Raw genomic sequence first — 17,025 nt, 5'->3', positions numbered from 1 at the left:
CGATGAGCGACCGTCTGCTCACCCATCTGCGGCACGTCGACCTCGCCGTGCCCGACTACGACAAGCAGCTCGACTTCTACTCCGGTGTCTGGGGCCTGACCAAGGTCGCGGACGACTCCGGGATCTCCTTCCTGGCCGCCGAGGGAAGCCCCGAGCAGTACGTCGTCCGGCTGCGCAAGGCCGACGAGAAGCGCCTCGACCTCGTCTCCTACGGGGCCGCGAGCGCCGAGGACGTCGACACCCTCGCCGGCCGTCTCCTCGACGGAGGCGTTCAGCTGGTCTCCCAGCCGGGCAAGGTCGACACCCCCGGCGGCGGCTACGGGTTCCGTTTCTTCGACGTCGACGGCCGCACCATCGAGGTCTCGGCCGACGTCGAGGCACGGCAGCACCGCAGGATCGAGGAGAAGGAGTCGATCCCGGTCAAGCTGTCGCACGTCGTCCTGAACTCACCGGACCTCGACAGGACCCGGGAGTGGTACGAGACCCACCTGGGCTTCCGCCTGACCGACACGCTCGGCCATCCGCACATCGGCGACGTCATGCACTTCATGCGGATCAGCAACCAGCACCACTCCATGGCCATCGCCAGGGGCCCGCACACCTCCCTGCACCACGTCTCCTTCGAGATGCGCGGCATCGACGAGTACATGCGCGGCTCCGGGCGGGTGATCCGCGCCGGCTTCAGGAAGGTCTGGGGTCCGGGGCGGCACATGGCGGGCGACAACACCTTCACCTACTTCCTGGACCCGCACGGCAACACCGTCGAGTACACGACGGAACTGGAACTCCTCGACGAGGACACCTGGCACCCGCACGTCTACGACTTCTCCCAGCCCGAGGTCACCGACCAGTGGGGCACCGCCAACCCCATGAACGAGCTGGTCACCAAGGAGTCCTTCAACGACGTGGACCGCGGCTGCTTCGTCGCCCCGCCGGTCTGATCCCGAACCCCGGGGGACGCGGCAGCCCTGTCCTGTCCTGGCTCCCCGCCGCGTCCCCGGCCCTGTTCCCCCGCCCTCCCGTCGACAGGACCCCTTGCATGCGTTTCGCCACGTACGAACACCGCGACCGACGTCAGGTGGCCGTCGTCGAAGAGGACGGCAGGCTCTGTCCACTGCCCGGCGTCAGCTCGCTGACCGGCCTGCTCGCCGACGGAGGCGGCCTGGCCGAGCTGCTGGACGCGGGCTCCGCGACGCTCGACGTCCCGGCCGGTCCGCACGTCGCCGACGTCACCCTCCTCGCGCCGCTCCAGCCGCCCACCGTGCGGGACTTCGTCACCTTCGAGGAACACGTCGAGGGTGTACGACGGTCCGTGGACGGTTCCGCCGGGGTGCCGGGGCAGTGGTACACAGCCCCGACGTTCTACTTCACCAACCCCTACGCCGTGTTCGGCCCGCACGACGACATCCCGATGCCGCCGGGATCGAGCACGCTCGACTTCGAGCTCGAAGTCGCGGCCGTCATCGGCAAGGAGGGCCGCGACCTCACCCCCGAGCAGGCCCGCGACCACATCATCGGATACACCGTCCTCAACGACTGGTCCGCCCGCGACCTGCAGTCCGCCGAGATGAAGGTCGGCCTCGGCCCGTGCAAGGGCAAGGACACCGCCACCACCCTGGGGCCCTTCCTGGTCACCGCCGACGAGCTGGACGAGTACCGCGACGCGGACGGCTTCCTGCGCCTCGCACTGACCGCGGAGATCAACGGCGAGGTGGTCGGCAGGGACCTGCTGTCCAACATGAGCTGGACCTTCGAGGAGATGGTCGCCTACGCCTCACGCGGGACCTGGGTGCGCCCCGGCGACGTCCTCGGCTCGGGCACCTGCGGCAACGGCGGCTGTCTGGCGGAACTGTGGGGGCTGCGAGGCCGCCAGGACCCGGCGCCGCTGAAGCCCGGCGACACCGTCACCCTCACCGTCGAGGGCATCGGCACCGTCTCCAACACCGTGGTACCCGGCGCCGATCCGGTGCCGGTCCCGGTCGCCCGGCGCCGCCCGCGGGAGCGGCCGTGACCGACGAAGAGCGTTCCCGGCGGCTGCGCGGCAAGGTCGTCGTGGTCACCGGCGCGGCCGGCGGCCAGGGTGCCGCGGAGGCCGGGGAACTGACCCGCCAGGGCGCGCGGGTCATCGCCACCGACGTGACGGAAGCCCCCGGTTGCCGCCGCCTCGACGTCACCAGCGCACAGGACTGGGCGCGACTCGCCGTCGAACTGCGCGAGACCCACGGGCGCGTGCACGGGCTGGTCAACAACGCGGGCGTCACCTGGCGCGCCCGCATCGACGACGTGCGGCCCGAGGACATGGCCCGGGTCCACGCGGTCAACGTCACCGGGCCGCTCCTCGGCATCCAGCATCTGCTGCCGTTGATGCGCGTGGGGGCATCGATCGTCAACGTCGGTTCCTCGGCGGCGCTCACCGCCCACTACCCGGTCGCGTACACGACCAGCAAGTGGGCGCTGCGCGGCCTGTCGAGAACGGCCGCCATGGAACTCGGCCCCCGCGGCATCCGCGTGAACACCATCCACCCCGGCTTCGTGGAGACCGAGATGACCGCCTCCGCGGCGCCGGCGTTCCGCGAGGCCAACCTCCGCGAAACGCCGCTCGGCCGCACCGGCACCGTCGACGACATCACCCCGCTCGTGGTGTTCCTGCTGTCCGACGACGCGTCCTTCATCACCGGGGCGGAGATCCCGGTCGACGGCGGACTCACCGCGCACGGCGGCGCCAAGTCGATCTCGGACGCCCTGCGCACGGGCGGCTGACCCAGCAACAACGCACGGCAGAAAGGCCCCCCTCATGGACAAGGTCAGTCCGAGCGCCGCGGACGCGGTCGCCGACATTCCCGACGGAGCGACACTCGCCGTCGGCGGCTTCGGCCTCAGCGGCGTCCCCGACGTCCTCATCCGGGCCCTGCACGCCCAGGGCAGCACCGGTCTGCAGGTGGTGTCGAACAACTGCGGCGTGGACGGACGCGGACTGGGGGTCCTGCTGGCCGACGGCCGGATCGCCCGGGTCACGGGCAGCTACGTGGGCGAGAACAAGGAGTTCGCCCGGCAGTACCTGTCGGGCGAACTGGAGGTGGAGCTGGTACCGCAGGGCACGCTGGCCGAGCGGTTGCGTGCGGGCGGTGCGGGCATCCCCGCCTTCTACACCCCCGCAGGCGTCGGCACCCAGGTCGCCGGCGGCGGGCTGCCGTGGCGATACGCGCCCGGGGACGCCTCCGGCGTGGTTGCCGTGGCGTCCCCCGCCAAGGAGACCCGTGACTTCCACGGCCGCACCCACGTCCTGGAGTTCGGCATCACCACCGACTTCGCGCTCGTGCGGGCCTGGCGCGGAGACCGCCACGGCAACCTGGTCTTCCGGAAGTCCGCCGCCAACTTCAACCCGCTCGCCGCGACGGCCGGTCGCGTCACCGTCGCCGAAGTCGAAGAGCTCGTGGAACCGGGCGAGTTGAACCCCGACGAGATTCACCTGCCGGGCATCTTCGTCCAGCGCATCGTGCCCCTCACATCGGCGCAGGCCGCGGACAAGCACATCGAGAAGAGGACTGTACGACCATGACCGCCCCCGTCCGCAGTCAACCGGGCTGGACCCGCGACCAGATGGCCGCCCGCGCCGCCGCCGAACTCGCCGACGGCTCCTACGTCAACCTCGGCATCGGCATGCCCACCCTCGTCCCCGGCCACCTCCCGCCCGGCGTCCACGTCGTCCTGCACTCGGAGAACGGCATCCTGGGCACCGGCCCCTACCCGCACGAGGACCAAGTCGACGCCGACCTGATCAACGCGGGCAAGGAGACCGTGACCGTCCTGCCGGGAGCCTCCTTCTTCGACTCGGCGCTCTCCTTCGGCATGATCCGCGGAGGCCACATCGACACGGCGGTGCTCGGCGCCATGCAGGTCTCCGCCGCCGGCGACCTGGCCAACTGGATGGTCCCGGGGAAGACGGTCAAGGGCATGGGCGGCGCGATGGACCTCGTCCACGGCGCCCGCCGCGTCATCGTCCTCATGGAACACACGGCCAAGGACGGCACTCCGAAGATCGTCAAGGAGTGCACGCTCCCGCTCACGGGCGAGCGCTGCGTCCACCGCGTCATCACCGACCTCGGCGTCCTGGACGTCACGCCGGACGGCCTGGTACTGACGGAATGCGCGCCCGGTGTGACCGCCCGGGACATCACGGCCCGCACTGACGCACCTGTGATCCGGCGGCTCTGAGCCATCCCGGTCGGACATCACCGGGCCGGTACGGATCGGCCTCGTTGCCGCGTCGAGTGGGGCAGCGCGCGGTGTGTTTCGCCTGAACCCGACCACACGAGCGGTCCGCAGGTTCCGGAACCCGCGCGTGATGGGCGCCGTATCGGCCGGCGTCTCATAACCCAGGCGACGGCCGATCACGGCACGAGGAGTCGCCGCTCAGCAGGAGCATTGAGGGCTGGCCTGAAGTTGAAACTCAAGCCAGGGCCTGTTTCAGAAGTACCGGCAGGCGCGGCTGACAGTGGGGATTGCAAGGATGCGGCCATGGAGCAGATATTGAATCGGCAGGAAGCGTCAGAGGCGGTCCAGGACTACGGGTGGCGCTTCTTGCTGGGGACTCTTCGAACGTCGGTCCCGGTCAGGTCGTTGGCTCAGGCGATCGGCTTGGCGGCGGAGGCTGTCGCGGTGTGTGGTGACGACGCCGACCGGCACCTTCGGGTCGATGTCCGCCCCGATCGGGTCGTCTTCACGTTGCAGACGTTGGACCGTGCAGCGGTTACCACCAGGGATGTCGAACTCGCGCGTCAGATCTCTGCCACCGCGGACAGGACCGGGCTTGTGACGCGGCCCGACATCGGAACGGGGGCACCGCGGTCCGTCCAGCTTCTGGAGATCGCGATTGATGCACTGAACATCGCCGGGATTCGGCCGTTCTGGAAGGCAGTGCTGGGCTATGCGGATGAGGCGGGTGCCGAAGGACCGGAGGATCCGCTCATCGACCCGGTCGGGCAAGGCCCGGCCATCTGGTTCCAGCAGATGGACCGGGCGCGCCCACAGCGCAATCGCATCCACTTCGACATCTGTGTTCCGCATGACGAGGCATCCCGGCGGATCGAGACCGCACTGGCGGCTGGGGGCCGACTTGTGTCCGCGGCCCGTGCCCCGGCTTTCTGGGTGCTTGCCGACCTGGAGGGGAACGAAGCCTGCGTGACCACATGGCAGAGCCGAGACGGCTGAAACTTCCTTCGAAGGTGCTGGTCGCAGCCACCCGTTTTGGTGCAGTCACGAACAGGTCGTACCGGCTACATGCTGTCACGTACGGACTGACCCCAGGACGCTCCGTCTGTGTGGGTGCCTGCGAAGTCGGGGTCTTCGTAGATGTGGAGCCTCTTGATCTTTTCGCCCTGGAACTCGAACACGTTGCAGAAGAGTCCGAAGGATGAGGATCCATCGGGGAACTCCACACCGGATGTCGTCTCTCCCTTGACGGCCCCTTCGACGACGACGTAGTCGCCGGACGTGAGGACGTTGAAGTGCGCGATGTCGTGCTCGATGTCAGCGATGCCCCGGGCGAAGCCTTGGGCGAAGGCCCCGATCTGCGCCAGGCCCTTGGCGGTTCCGAACTTCGGGAAGAACATCTGCGCGTCGTCTGCGAAGAGTTCGAGGAGTGCCGGATCGGCGGCATCGACCAGGCGGAAGTACTGGATGGCTGTTGCTTCGCGCTGCGCGTGGAGGTCGTTTTCGTTCATGGTTCGTTCCGCTTTCCGTCTTGCCGATGCTCGTGGTTTCCATGGAGCACCGTTTCGACCTGATTCGTTTGAGGAGTCGCGTCGGCCCGCCGAGGGGTACGCGGCATGGCACCACCGTAACACGGTTTCTGGTTAAACAACCAAAAACCTGCTCCATCGCCTCCGGGTGGACGGCCCGCCAGGGCCCGGCGCCGCCATTTTTGGTCGTGTACCCAAATTGCGGGGTAGAGTCTCCCCATGGCGCGACCACGAAAATTTGACGAGAGCACGGTGCTGAAGGCCGCTCGGCAGCAGTTCTGGCGCACTGGGTACGCGGCCACGAGCATGGCGGACCTCTGCGAGGCGACGGGGGTGGCGTCGCAGAGTCTGTACGGTGCTTTCGGCAGTAAGCACGGTCTGTTCGTGAAGAGCCTGCGGGACTACTGCGAGCAGCAGGTGAACGGGCTGCAGGCGGACCAGGAGTCGGCCGAGAGCGCCTGGGAATGGCTCATGGCCGCGGTGACCTTCGGTGACAGCGGCCGCCTGGGACTGACCGAGGACGGCTGTTACCTCTCCGGCTCGGCCGCCGCGCTGGCCCGGCAGGACGATGACGTCAGCGAAGCGGCACGGCGCACGTATGACCGCATCATCGCCGTCTTCACGACCGCACTGCAGCGGGCCAGGGCCGCAGGTGAGATCCGGTCGGACACAGACATCGAAAAGGCCGCGCTGAGCCTGCTCGCGGCCATGCAGGGCATCGAATTCCTGCGCAAGTCCGGCATTGACGATGCACAGTTCCAGGAGGCGAAGGCAGGCATCGTGGACACCGTCAGCCGTGCTTACGGCGCCAACCGGGCCACCCGGGGCTGACGACGGGCCGCCCCAGCCGGCTGTCAGGATCCCGTAGGTCCGCCGTCCGCGAGCCCGAAGTCCCATGACCGAATGCCCTCGTTGCCCCGGCAGGGCGCCACTTCGGGGCCCTCGCGGTCGGCAGGCTCCCAAGTGATCGAATGGGGAGCATTGTTGCCAGGACGTCGTGGCAGGGAAGCTTTCAAAGGGGTAATGCGCGTCGTCGGCGAGAGGTCGACGTATTGGTCGACGGTGAGGATGCTGCAGACGAGCCCGGGATATGGGGTGGCGATGACGAAGGCGGTCTGCGGGAGTGCGCGGCGCACTGACACCCGTGCATCATGAAAACTGCACGTCAGACGGCCTGGTGTGCGTAGGCATCAGGAAGCTCGGGCAGGTCCGCAGCGGTAGTCGACCGACAAGATCATCCGTCAGCGGGCGACTTCCCGGTTCGTCAGCACGAGCAGGGCCCGCACCAGCGCGGTCGCCCGGTTCGGGTCGGTGCGGACCTTGCCGAGGACGCGCCAGTTCTTGAGATGCGCGAAGCCGTGCACCCAACTCGCCATTCACATCAGACCCGTGACCTGCGACTTCACGATGCACACCGCTGAGGCATCGGCGAGGTCGAGGTCGGTCATCGAGCCCACCTCGAACCGCAGGCGGGAGTGGTCACGCCGAGCCACGTCGATCATCCCGGATGAAAGGTCGATGCCGAAAGCGTCCACACCCAGCTCGTGCAGGTGAGCGGTGACGTGTCCAGGTCCGCAACCCACGTCCGCCACCGGCCCACCGCCGGCGGCGTGCACCAAGTCGGCGAACAGCGCCAGAGCCGCCCGAAGATACGGCGCCCCGGCCAGAGCCTCGCGTAGTTGGTCGGCATAGCTGACCGCGACCGTGTCGTAGGAGGCCCGGGTGTCTGCCAACCAGCGGTCCGCGTTCATGGCCCGACAGAATAGTGCAGCGATCAGGATGACGAACAAGATCAACTGAGATCAACGACGAATCAGACCAGGTCACTTGTGACGGAGACCAGATCCTTCGGGACGGGACAGGCGCGGGCCGACCCGACCGGTGGCTTTGACGTCGTTGAACGGCCCCGGCATGTCGGCTTCGGTTGGCCCCGTGTGATGAAGATCCTGTATTGCCTGGACATCTTCAAGTGGCCCCGGGGACTGGCTTGTTCTGGGACTACTTGTGCCTGGGCCCGTTAGGGTCGAGGTCATGGCAATCGATGAGGATGCCCTTCTGGCGGAGCAGATTGCTTACTACCGAGCTCGCGCGCCCGAGTACGACCGGGTCTATGCCGAGCGCGAGGACCTGCGCGAGCTGCTGGCCCTGGCCGACGACTTCCCGGTTGCCGGGGACGTGCTGGAGCTTGCCTGCGGAACGGGGCAGTGGACTGGGGCGTTGGCCGCGCGGGCGCGCTCGGTGACTGCTGTCGATGCGTCCCCGGAGGTCTTGGGCATTGCGCGAGCGCGGGTCCCCTCCTCCAACGTCCGGTTCGATCGGGCCGACGTGTTCCAGTGGTGGCCGCCGCGCCGCTACGACACTGTGTTCTTCGCCTTCTTTCTCTCCCATGTCCCGCCGTCTCGGCTCGGCGACTTCTGGCACACCGTCGCTGCCGCCCTCGCGCCAGGCGGCAAGGCCATCTTCATCGATGAAGGTCCCGCTGCGGCCGCCCGTGAGCAAGTGGCCGCGGACGTGCGCCGGCTCGACGACGGCAGCCAGTACCGCATCGTGAAGGTCCTCCACGACCCGGCAGAACTCGCCGGCGAACTCGCCGCGTCGGGGTGGTCGGCCGACATCCGGCTGCGGGAGGAGTTCATCATCGGCATCGCCGAACCACGCTCCGTGCCCGTCACCTAGCGTGCTCAGCCACCCCGCTTGAGCTGCTGTCGTGGGCGTCTGCTTTGGCCCGTCGGCAGCTCGCCGTGGTCGGGGAGCGGGTCTGCCGGTTGCGCGGCTAGGCTGGCTCCGGAGGTGTCAAGTGGTCGAGGCACAGGGGCAGTTGGGTGAGGTGCGGGAGTCCGCGACTGTTGTGGTGGTCGGTGCGGGTCCGGCCGGGCTGACCGTTGCTGCTCTGCTGCGCCGGTGCGGGGTGGACTGTGTCGTCCTGGAGCGCCGCAGCCGTGAGCATGTGGCGCAGAGGCAGCGGGCGGGCATCGTGGAGGCCCGTGCTGTGCGGATGTTCGAGTCCTGGGGGCTGGCCGGCCTGGTGCTGGACGGGCCGGCGCACGACGGCATCCTGGAGTTCCGGGTGGACGGCGTGAGCCACCTTGTCGACGACAGCGGCGGCGGGGAGGGCCCAGGGGCGCGTCTGTGTCCCCAGCAGGTCCTGGTGCAAAGGCTGACCGCGGCCCTCCTCGCCGACGGCGGCGACCTGCGCTACGAGGCGGCCGATGTCACCCTGCACGGCCTGACGGGGGAGCGCCCGGTGGTCCGCTACCGCTCCGCCGACGGCACCCCGCACGCGATCACCTGCGCCTTTGTCGCCGGCTGCGACGGTGACCACGGCGCAACCCGCACCGCCGTCCCCGCCGGTCACCTCACCGCCCACACCTTCGACCACGGCATCGGCTGGCTCACGGTCCTCGCCGACGCCCCGCCCCCCGCCCACCCCCTGCTCGCGGTCAGCGCGCAGGGTTTTGCCGCGCACTTCCCCCGCGGGCCGCACAGCAGCCGGTACTACCTCCAGTGCCCGCCGGGCGCCCTCCCCGCTGCGTGGCCCGACGAGCGGGTCTGGGACGCGCTGCGCGCCCGGCTCGGCGATCCCGCCCTGGCCGCCGGCCCGGTCACCGACCGTGAGACCTTCCGGCTGCGCAGTCTGGTGACCGACCCCATGCAGTACGGCCGGCTGTTCCTCGTCGGGGACGCCGCCCACATCGTGTCTCCCATGGGCGGCAAGGGCATGAACCTCGCCCTGTACGACGCCGACGTCTTCGCGCGCGCCGTCCGCGACCACGTCCGCGACGGGGACGACACCGCACTGCGCACCTACTCCGAGCGCTGCCTGCGCCGGGTCTGGAGCGACCAGGAGTTCTCCCACTGGCTGACCCGGACGGTCCACGACGCCGGCGACAGCACCCGCTGCGGCCCCTTTGTGCACCGTCTGGCCCGCGCCCGCCTCGACCGGCTCTTCACCTCCCCGGCAGCCGTGCGGGCCTTCGCGGAACTGATGGCCGGCCTGGACCCGGCCCAGGGCGGCCCCGCCTCCACCGGCCGCTGACCACCGCGGCCGGATCGGGGCCCTGGAACCGTTCGTACGCCGCAGGGTGTCTGCAGGGCCACCTGGGCGCCCTTTTGCGTGCATTACCCGATGTGTCCAGTCGGGTCAAGTCACGATCCCTCGGAACGTGACCGTGGGGTGTCCGCGGGGCCTACTTGAAGTGCGGGCCTCACCGGAAAGGAAATCCGGAGCACGAACGAGGCAGAACGGTGGGACGGAAATCCGACAGGTTGTTTCCTCTTCCGTTGAAACCGCGAGTTGTCCCGGTCGGGCGTTCCTGTGAGAACGCTTCACCGGCTGTCGTCCGGAATTTCCGGAGCCGGCAGAAGAATCCCGTGTATCGACAGGAGAGGAACCATGACTCGTATTTTTCGCACCCGCAGCGGCATCCGTTCCGGGCGCCGGCGTTTCGGTCTTGCGGCGCTCGCGGCCTCGGCCGCGGTGATTGCCGGGGGCGTCGTCCTGCCGGCGTCCGCCGCGATGGCCGCCCCGATGCCCGCCTCGCATGTCGTGAGCTTTGTCCACGGCGGCGGCGCCGGCGGTGACGGAGGCGCCGGAGGCGGCGGCCTGATCGGTGGTGGCGGCGGCTCCGGCGGCTCCGGCGGCGGCAGCGTCCTGGGCGCCGGCGGTGACGGGGGCAGGGGCGGCACCGGCGGCGACGGCATCCTGTCCGGCGGTGGTGGCGGCGGCGGTGGTGGCGGCGGTGACGGTGTCGTCGGCGGCAACGGCGGTGCCGGTGGGAACGGCGGCTCCGGTCTGTTCGGCGGCAGCGCAGGCTCCGGTGGCTCCGGTGGCTCCGGCATCCTCAAGGGCGGCAACGGAGGCAAGGGCGGCAACGGCGGCTTCGGTGTCTTCCAGGGCGGTAAGGGCGGCAAGGGCGGTGCCGGCGGGCTCGGCGTCCTCTTCGGCGGCCTGGGCGGAGCCGGAGGTGCGGGCGGCGGCAGCATCTTCTGACCGTCTCGCCCCGGTGGGGGCGAAGGCCCACGCGGTCTCCGCCCCCCACCCCTGCACCTCATCCCCGCATCTCACTGACCGGTGCGCGGAGCCCAGCGGTCGGCGCGGCGCCCGCAGAACCACAACCTCGATCAAGGAAAACGGAGAACCCTCATGTCCAGAACTCGCTGGCAGCGTCCGGTCGTCCTGGCGGTGGCCTCCCTGGCCCTCGCCGCCGGCACCGCGTGCGCCGCTCAGGCGGCGCCGGGTGTCACCACTGGAACCAGTCGGACGTCCTTTGCCGCCCTGTCCCACTGCGGCAAAGGCGGGGAAGGCGGGAAGGGCGGTGCGCCCGGCCGGCAGGGAGAACCCGGAAAGCCCGGAAAGCCCGGCTGTTTCACTTTCGGTGACCTGCCCGACAAGCCCAAGTCGGAGCTCACGGGTCTGGACAAGGCGCGGATAGTGCTGAGCGTGGAGTCCGGGCAGACGAAGAAGGCCGATGGCGTCAAGAAGTACAAGATCTCCGAGAAGGAGTTCGACACCTGGGACCGGCAGTTCCGCCACGGGGACTGGGCCGCGCTGCTGGGTCTGAACTCCCTCTTCGGTAACTGAGGTGCTTTCCCTCCCCGGCGCCCCGGCCCGATGCGGGCTGGGGCGTTCCTGTCAAGCCCCGAATTCCCGGGCCCGTGACGGTACGGCCCATGACCGGGTTTATTCGATACAGCGAAGCAGTCGTACGGAAATCAATTCTTCGGAAATGAGGAATGCCATGCGTATGCGTTCTTGGAAGGCCCGTCTCGGACTCACGGCCTCGGCCGCCCTGGCCGCCGGTGTCGCGGCCGGCGCGCTGGCACCGGCCGCGACGGCGGCGCCGATGCCGCAGAGCCGTACGACCGTGGCGGCCGCCCGGCAGTTTCCCGCCGACAGCGCCCGGCCCGGCGGCGGCCACATCCGATTCGGCACGGTCAGGGCGGGCGACGGCAGTGTGCGGATCGGCGACCGGGTCTGTGCGGGCAACTGCAACGCCACCGTCAGCGGGAGCAACGGCAGCCGGGACGGGGGGATCTGTGCCGGACTGTGCAACGGCAGCGCCAACGGCGGCACCGGAACAGCCGGCGCGCCCGGACGCGAGGGCGGCACCGGCGGCACGGGCGGGATCTGCGCCGGGATCTGCAGCGGCAGCGCCGACGGCGGCACGGGCGGCATGGGCGGAGCCGCGGTGGGCACCGGCGACGGCGGTCGCGGCGGCACGGGCGGGACCGGCGGGATCTGCCTGGGGCTCGGCTGCGCGAGCGGCGGCAGCGGCGGCAGCGGCGGCACGGGCGGCAAGGGAGGCACCGGCTGACGGACCCGTCCCCGGCGGACGAAAAGGGCCGCGGCCGCCGCCGGGTTCCTGCACCGGGCTCCCGCACGGTGCCCCGCCCGCAGCATCACCCGAACCGAACGAACGAACCCGACCGAGCGAACCGTCACCGGAGCGCCTGCTGCCGATGCCATGGCCGTGGCCGAGGAATCCGCCCCCTGCTCCGGGCACGCAAGCCGATGAACTGCTCCGGGGCCGGTAGAGGGCGTGAACCGGTCCCGCCGGCGCAGGCACCACCGAACCATCGCCCGCCGCTGCCACCACCGAAGAGGATCCACCTCAGGACACGATTTCTCACCGGAGTACTGATCGGCGAGCCGTCAAACCTGATCGCGAATATGCCGGGGCTTGATTATGCCGCACCGAACCGCACGATAGGCTGGACTGTCTGATTCATCGAGCCGTCCCCTGAGGGTTCAGCAGGATCGGAGTGATTGCGATGCCCATGCCGGCGCACCCGCCGAAAAACCCGTCGAGCCCTTTTTCGTCCTTCAGCGGTCACCATGTGGGTGTCCGCGTTCCCGACTACGATGCGGCGAAGGCCTGGTACACGGAGAAGCTGGACTTCCGGGTGCTGCAGGAATGGCCCTACGGTGAGCTGAAGCTCGCGTACCTCTGCCCGCCCAACGACGACAACTTCCATGTGGAACTGCTGGCGGGACCGGTACCGTTCCCGAACGAGGTCCTCGACGACCTCGGGGTCAGTCTGCAGCACGGCGGCTACCAGCACCTGTGCGTCCATGTCGACGATGTCGACGAAGCACGTGCGGAGCTTGCCGGCCGTGGTGTCGACCTTGTCGGTGAACCTTTCGAGATCGAGGACATCAGCCGGCGGCTGGCGTTCTTCCGTGACCCGTGGGGCAACATGATCGAACTGTCGCAGGAGCTGCCCGGCGCCGGTTCCTGACCAGCCTCACAACATCGGCATGCGCGCATAGGGCCCGGGTCCCTCCCAACCAGGCTCGGGCCTCTGGACGACTTACAGGCTTCAGCAGTTGCGCAGGCTCCTACTTGCCCACCGCACCGTCCGCGAAGATCAGCGCGCGCATTCCCCTGCTGTGTGTCGTGATTCAGCCGAACCATAAAGCGTCGCCGATTCCGCTGTGCATGCGAGTAGCTTCATGCGGGGGAGACGGCGCGCTTCTGGCGGGCCGGGCTCACTGTGTTCGCTAGCGTCTGCTCATGTTGCATACGAGATTCACCGAAATGTTCGATATCACCTACCCGGTGATGGCGGCTCCGATGAGCCTGCACAGCGGTGGCACGCTCGCCGCCGCGGTCTCCGCGGCCGGCGGGCTCGGCTCGTTCGGGGGTACGCATCCCTGGAAGGGGCCCGACTGGATCCGTGGGGAGATCGCGGCCATCCGTGCCAGGACCCGCCTCCCGTTCGGGGTCGGCTTCATCACGCCGTTCCTCCCCTTCACGGAACCGCATTTCGAGGCTGCTCTGGAAGGGCGGCCGGAGGTCATCGCGCTGTCGTTCGCCGACCCGCGGCCGTGGCTTGCTCGTGCCAAGGCTGCAGGAGCCCGGGTGATGTGCCAGGTGCAGAGCTACGACGACGCGCGGACGGCGGTCGCCGCGGGTGCCGATGTCCTCGTGGCGCAGGGGACCGAGGCCGGTGGCCATACCGGGACGATGGGCCTCCTGCCGTTCCTGGCCGGGATCGTGAGGCGTTACCCCGACGTTCCGGTGCTGGCCGCAGGAGGCATCGGCGACGGCCGCACCCTCGCGGCCGTCCTCACCGCCGGGGCGGACGGTGCCTGGCTGGGCACGGCGTTTCTCGCCACGCCCGAAGCGATCGAGGTACACGATGCCCACAAGCGCCTGATCGTCGAGAGCGACGGCGGCGACACCGTGTGGACGCGGGCCTACGACATCGTGTCGGGACTGCCGTGGCCGGCGGCCATCGGTGAACGGGTCCGCCGCAACCGGTTCACCGACGAGTGGTCGGAGCGCGAGGCGACGCTGCGGGACCGCAGGGAGGAATTCGCGGCCCCGAAGGGCGTCAGCCCGGTCGAGGGCCCGCCCGACCCCGACACGAGCGCGATTCTCTACGGCCAGTCGGCGGTCTTCGTCGACGCCGTCCGTCCCGCCGCGGAGGTGGTTCGGACGGTCGCTGAAGAGGCCGAGGCCATCCTGTCCGCACGGCCCCGCTCGCTGCTGAGCTGACGCGCGCTCCCTGCTCGTGCGGGGGCGGCGGACCTCTGCGGCCCGGTCGTGATCGCCTGGGGCACCGCCGGCGGGAAGGCGGCTGGGAGGGCGGCTGGGAGGGCGGCTGGGGAGGCGACGGAATGCCGGTGGGCACGGCCGCCCGCGTGGGCGGACCACAGGGTCCCGGATGATCTGAAGGAGCCATGGAGCCATGGAGCCATGGAGTCAGGGAGTCAGGGAGTCAGGGAGTCAGGGAGTCAGGGAGTCAGGGAGCCGGGGGAGCCGGGGAGCTGCTGACGGTGGCTGCTCCGTCATTCTCGTGATGCCGGCGGCGCGTGCTCGGTGATCGCCTCGAACAGGAGGAGGCCCTGATCCACCAGCTCCTCCCTTGAGATGCCCAGTTCTTCGTTGAACCAGCTCAGCAGCATCTCGCTGACCGCGCCCACGACGGCCACGGACAGGGTGGCGGGGTCGATCCGGGGGTCGTGCAGCCCTTCTCTCAGGAGGGAGTCCACGAGGCCGCTCATGCGCCGCAGGCCCAGACGGCGTTCGCGTGCGGTGAGGGGGCCGGCTCCCAGGGATTCCGTGAGTTTGACGCGCCCTTTTCTGGGGTCCTCCAGGGAAAGGCCGACGAGGGTGTCGATGACGTTGCGGGCACGGTCGCGCAGCGGCCGGTCCGTGGCGACCGCGTCGGCGCACCGGGTGATCTGTTCCTCGTAGATGTCTCTCATGAGCGCTGCCATGAGGTCGTCGAGGGACGTGAAGCTTTCCGCGAAGTACCTGTCCTTCAGCCCGGCGTGGCGGAGTACGGCACGGACGGAGGTGTGGGCGTATCCCCGGCTGGAGAAGAGTTCGAGGCCGCTTTCCATGAGGCGCCGACGGCGGAGCGAAGCGCGCTCTTCGGCCGTGGCCCCGCCATATGTCCTCATGCGATGCCACCTCTCCTTGAGGCGTCTGAGCCGTCCGTCCGGCCCTTCCGCGCTAGGCGGCGGCCACGGCGTTTCTATCCACATTCCTCTCATCTGGTGACAGATTACCCCAGATGGGTGTAATGTCGCATTCATTCAGTCGTGAACCGTGAAAGCGCTCCCCAGGGCCGATACCAGGCGCAAGGGGCGTCGCAGATGTGGCCCACCCGCAGGTTCTGCGCGCAGGGCCACCGCGCAGGAAAGCCATGACCGGCAGCGGCCCGCGTACCGCGCTGGGCACCCTCGTGCCCGCTGGTCATCCACGTATCGAACACCACGGAGTGCCGTGGTCCCAGGGCCATGCCGTGGGGAGAGTTCACCATGGATCCCAACCATCTGTTCATCGGCGGGCGCTGGGTGCACACGTCCGGCGACCGTGTCATCAACGTCGCATCCGCGAGTACCGGCGATCATCTCGGTGCCGTGCCGGACGGTTCCCAGGGCGACATCGACCGGGCGGTCGGAGCCGCTCGTGCCGCATTCGACGCACCGACCGGATGGGCCTCCTGGGGTCCTGAACGCCGCGCGGCCGCCATGATCCGTCTCGCGGATGCGCTCGACGCCAGGAGGGAGGCGACGTCCGCCGCCGTCAGCGCGCAGAACGGCATGCCGATCACTGTCGCCCGGTCCTTCGAAGGTGTGGTGCCCTCAGCCCTGCTGCGCTACTACGCGGGGCTGGCCGGCAGCATGACGTCCGAGGAACTGCGCACCGGACTGCCCCGTGGCACCACCCTGGTCCGCCGGGAACCCGCAGGCGTCGTAGCCGCCATCATGACCTGGAACTTCCCTCAGACCATCGCCTTCTTCAAGGCGGCCCCGGCTCTGGCGGCCGGCTGCGCGCTCGTCCTCAAGCCGGCTCCGCAGACGGTCCTCGACTCGGTGCTGCTGGCGGAGGCGGTCGAGGAGGCGGGCATTCCCGACGGCGTGATCAACATCGTTCCGGGCGGTCGCGAGACCGGCGCGTATCTGGTCTCCCATCCTGGCATCGACAAGGTGTCGTTCACCGGATCCACCGGCGCGGGGCGCCAAGTGGCAGCCGTCTGCGCCGAGTTGCTGCGGCCGGTGACCCTGGAACTGGGCGGCAGGTCCGCCGCCGTCGTGCTCGACGACGCCGACCTCGCCGCAAACGCGGAGCAGTTCTTCATGGCCAGTCTGCTGAACAACGGTCAGACCTGTTACGCGAGTGCCAGGATCCTGGCCCCCCGCAGCAGGTACCGGGAAGTGGTCGAGTTCTGCACGGCGATGGCCCGTGACGCCGTCGTCGGTGACGCGCTGGACCCCGGCACCCGGATCGGCCCTCTGGTCAGTGAACAGCAGCGCGAACGGGTCCTGGGGCACATCAAGACCGGCCTCAACGAAGGGGCGCGGCTCACCACCGGGGGAGGCCGGCCACCCGGCCTCGACCGAGGCTGGTTCGTCGAACCCACCGTGTTTGCCGACGTCGGGAACTCATCGACCATCGCGCAGGAAGAAATCTTCGGCCCGGTCCTCACGATCACCCCCTACGACGGAGAGGACGAGGCAGTGCGCCTCGCGAACGAGTCGGCCTACGGCCTCGCCGGCACCGTCTGGACCACGGACCTGGACCACGGTGTCCAGGTGGCCCGCCGTATCCGGACCGGCACTGTCGGGCTCAACGGCTACCTTCCCGACCTCACCTCCCCCTACGGGGGCAGGAAGGCCAGCGGACTCGGCAGCGAACTGGGGCCCGAGGGACTCCAGGCGTACCAGCAGTTCCAGTCGGTCTACCACCCCTGATGCCACGGCGGGCATCCGCCGCCCGGCTCGGGCGAGTGCCGGCGGCGGATGCCCGCCGGGCGGGGGAGCCACCAT

17 protein-coding genes and 2 pseudogenes are annotated in these 17,025 nt (G+C 69.4%); 15 read left to right on the top strand and 4 right to left on the bottom strand.

All coding sequences use genetic code 11. The features are described from left to right. The first annotated feature begins 2 nt into the window (after positions 1–2). The 6 genes from ABT137_RS35340 (at position 3) to ABT137_RS35315 (ending at position 5,211) form a co-directional block, all read left to right on the top strand. The gene (locus tag ABT137_RS35340) at positions 3–941 is read left to right on the top strand and encodes a VOC family protein (RefSeq protein WP_351715229.1); all 939 of its coding nucleotides are present in this window, start codon (positions 3–5) and stop codon (positions 939–941) included. Between the two features lie 98 nt (positions 942–1,039). Next, on the top strand, positions 1,040–2,011 hold the full coding sequence (locus ABT137_RS35335) for a fumarylacetoacetate hydrolase family protein (protein ID WP_351715228.1): 972 nt from the start codon (positions 1,040–1,042) through the stop codon (positions 2,009–2,011). Continuing rightward, positions 2,008–2,760, top strand: a complete 753-nt coding sequence (locus ABT137_RS35330) for an SDR family NAD(P)-dependent oxidoreductase (protein WP_351715227.1) — start codon at positions 2,008–2,010, stop codon at positions 2,758–2,760. The genes ABT137_RS35335 and ABT137_RS35330 overlap by 4 nt, the downstream gene beginning before the upstream one ends. Positions 2,761–2,794: 34 nt before the next feature. Continuing rightward, positions 2,795–3,559 carry a CoA transferase subunit A gene (locus tag ABT137_RS35325; RefSeq protein ID WP_351715226.1) on the top strand — a complete coding sequence of 255 codons (765 nt, stop codon included), beginning with the start codon at positions 2,795–2,797 and terminating at the stop codon, positions 3,557–3,559. Further along, positions 3,556–4,215, top strand: coding sequence for a CoA transferase subunit B (locus tag ABT137_RS35320; RefSeq protein ID WP_351715225.1), 660 nt, complete (start codon positions 3,556–3,558; stop codon positions 4,213–4,215). The genes ABT137_RS35325 and ABT137_RS35320 overlap by 4 nt, the downstream gene beginning before the upstream one ends. Before the next feature lie 303 nt (positions 4,216–4,518). Then, positions 4,519–5,211 carry a 4a-hydroxytetrahydrobiopterin dehydratase family protein gene (locus ABT137_RS35315; protein WP_351715224.1) on the top strand — a complete coding sequence of 231 codons (693 nt, stop codon included), beginning with the start codon at positions 4,519–4,521 and terminating at the stop codon, positions 5,209–5,211. Positions 5,212–5,276: 65 nt separating this feature from the next. Here ABT137_RS35315 and ABT137_RS35310 read toward each other — a convergent pair whose 3' ends face one another. Beyond that, positions 5,277–5,723, bottom strand: coding sequence for a nuclear transport factor 2 family protein (locus tag ABT137_RS35310; protein ID WP_143604809.1), 447 nt, complete (start codon positions 5,721–5,723; stop codon positions 5,277–5,279). Positions 5,724–5,960: 237 nt separating this feature from the next. Between ABT137_RS35310 and ABT137_RS35305 the strand changes: the two genes are divergently transcribed. Next, complete coding sequence (locus ABT137_RS35305) at positions 5,961–6,572, top strand: TetR/AcrR family transcriptional regulator (protein ID WP_351715223.1); 612 nt, start codon at positions 5,961–5,963, stop codon at positions 6,570–6,572. A gap of 410 nt (positions 6,573–6,982) precedes the next feature. Here ABT137_RS35305 and ABT137_RS35300 read toward each other — a convergent pair. Both ABT137_RS35300 and ABT137_RS35295 read right to left on the bottom strand, forming a co-directional pair. After that, a pseudogene (locus ABT137_RS35300) lies at positions 6,983–7,102 on the bottom strand (IS5/IS1182 family transposase); the annotation flags it as partial. Between the two features lie 42 nt (positions 7,103–7,144). After that, positions 7,145–7,492 (bottom strand): annotated as a pseudogene (locus ABT137_RS35295) (methyltransferase domain-containing protein); the annotation flags it as partial. 280 nt (positions 7,493–7,772) lie between these two features. Between ABT137_RS35295 and ABT137_RS35290 the strand changes: the two are divergent. The 7 genes from ABT137_RS35290 to ABT137_RS35260 all read left to right on the top strand — a co-directional run bounded on the left by ABT137_RS35290 (position 7,773) and on the right by ABT137_RS35260 (position 14,242). Continuing rightward, positions 7,773–8,417 (top strand): class I SAM-dependent methyltransferase, encoded by a 645-nt coding sequence (locus ABT137_RS35290; protein WP_351715221.1) that lies wholly within the window; start codon positions 7,773–7,775, stop codon positions 8,415–8,417. Positions 8,418–8,538: 121 nt separating this feature from the next. Continuing rightward, positions 8,539–9,777 (top strand): 4-hydroxybenzoate 3-monooxygenase, encoded by a 1,239-nt coding sequence (locus ABT137_RS35285; protein ID WP_351715220.1) that lies wholly within the window; start codon positions 8,539–8,541, stop codon positions 9,775–9,777. 357 nt (positions 9,778–10,134) lie between these two features. Next, positions 10,135–10,731 carry a hypothetical protein gene (locus ABT137_RS35280; RefSeq protein WP_351715219.1) on the top strand — a complete coding sequence of 199 codons (597 nt, stop codon included), beginning with the start codon at positions 10,135–10,137 and terminating at the stop codon, positions 10,729–10,731. Between the two features lie 153 nt (positions 10,732–10,884). Further along, the gene (locus tag ABT137_RS35275; protein ID WP_351715218.1) at positions 10,885–11,322 is read left to right on the top strand and encodes a DUF1153 domain-containing protein; all 438 of its coding nucleotides are present in this window, start codon (positions 10,885–10,887) and stop codon (positions 11,320–11,322) included. Between the two features lie 157 nt (positions 11,323–11,479). After that, positions 11,480–12,055: a hypothetical protein gene (locus ABT137_RS35270; protein ID WP_351715217.1), complete on the top strand. Its 576-nt coding sequence runs from the start codon at positions 11,480–11,482 to the stop codon at positions 12,053–12,055. 457 nt (positions 12,056–12,512) lie between these two features. Further along, a complete protein-coding gene (locus ABT137_RS35265; RefSeq protein ID WP_351715312.1) occupies positions 12,513–12,980 on the top strand; it encodes a VOC family protein in 468 nt (155 codons plus the stop codon). A 299-nt stretch (positions 12,981–13,279) separates the two neighbouring features. After that, on the top strand, positions 13,280–14,242 hold the full coding sequence (locus ABT137_RS35260) for an NAD(P)H-dependent flavin oxidoreductase (RefSeq protein ID WP_351715216.1): 963 nt from the start codon (positions 13,280–13,282) through the stop codon (positions 14,240–14,242). Between the two features lie 293 nt (positions 14,243–14,535). On the opposite strand, the gene ABT137_RS35255 is transcribed toward ABT137_RS35260, so the two are convergent. Next, entirely contained in the window at positions 14,536–15,153 is a 618-nt protein-coding gene (locus ABT137_RS35255) for a TetR/AcrR family transcriptional regulator (protein ID WP_351715215.1), read from the bottom strand. A gap of 360 nt (positions 15,154–15,513) precedes the next feature. On the opposite strand from ABT137_RS35255, the gene ABT137_RS35250 reads away from it, so the two are divergent. After that, positions 15,514–16,950 (top strand): aldehyde dehydrogenase, encoded by a 1,437-nt coding sequence (locus ABT137_RS35250; protein WP_351715214.1) that lies wholly within the window; start codon positions 15,514–15,516, stop codon positions 16,948–16,950. Positions 16,951–17,025: the final 75 nt, after the last annotated feature.

Origin of the sequence: Streptomyces sp. NPDC001980 (assembly GCF_040296885.1) — a bacterium.
GTDB lineage: Bacteria > Actinomycetota > Actinomycetes > Streptomycetales > Streptomycetaceae > Streptomyces.
This window is presented reverse-complemented; position numbering and strand designations above follow the sequence as displayed.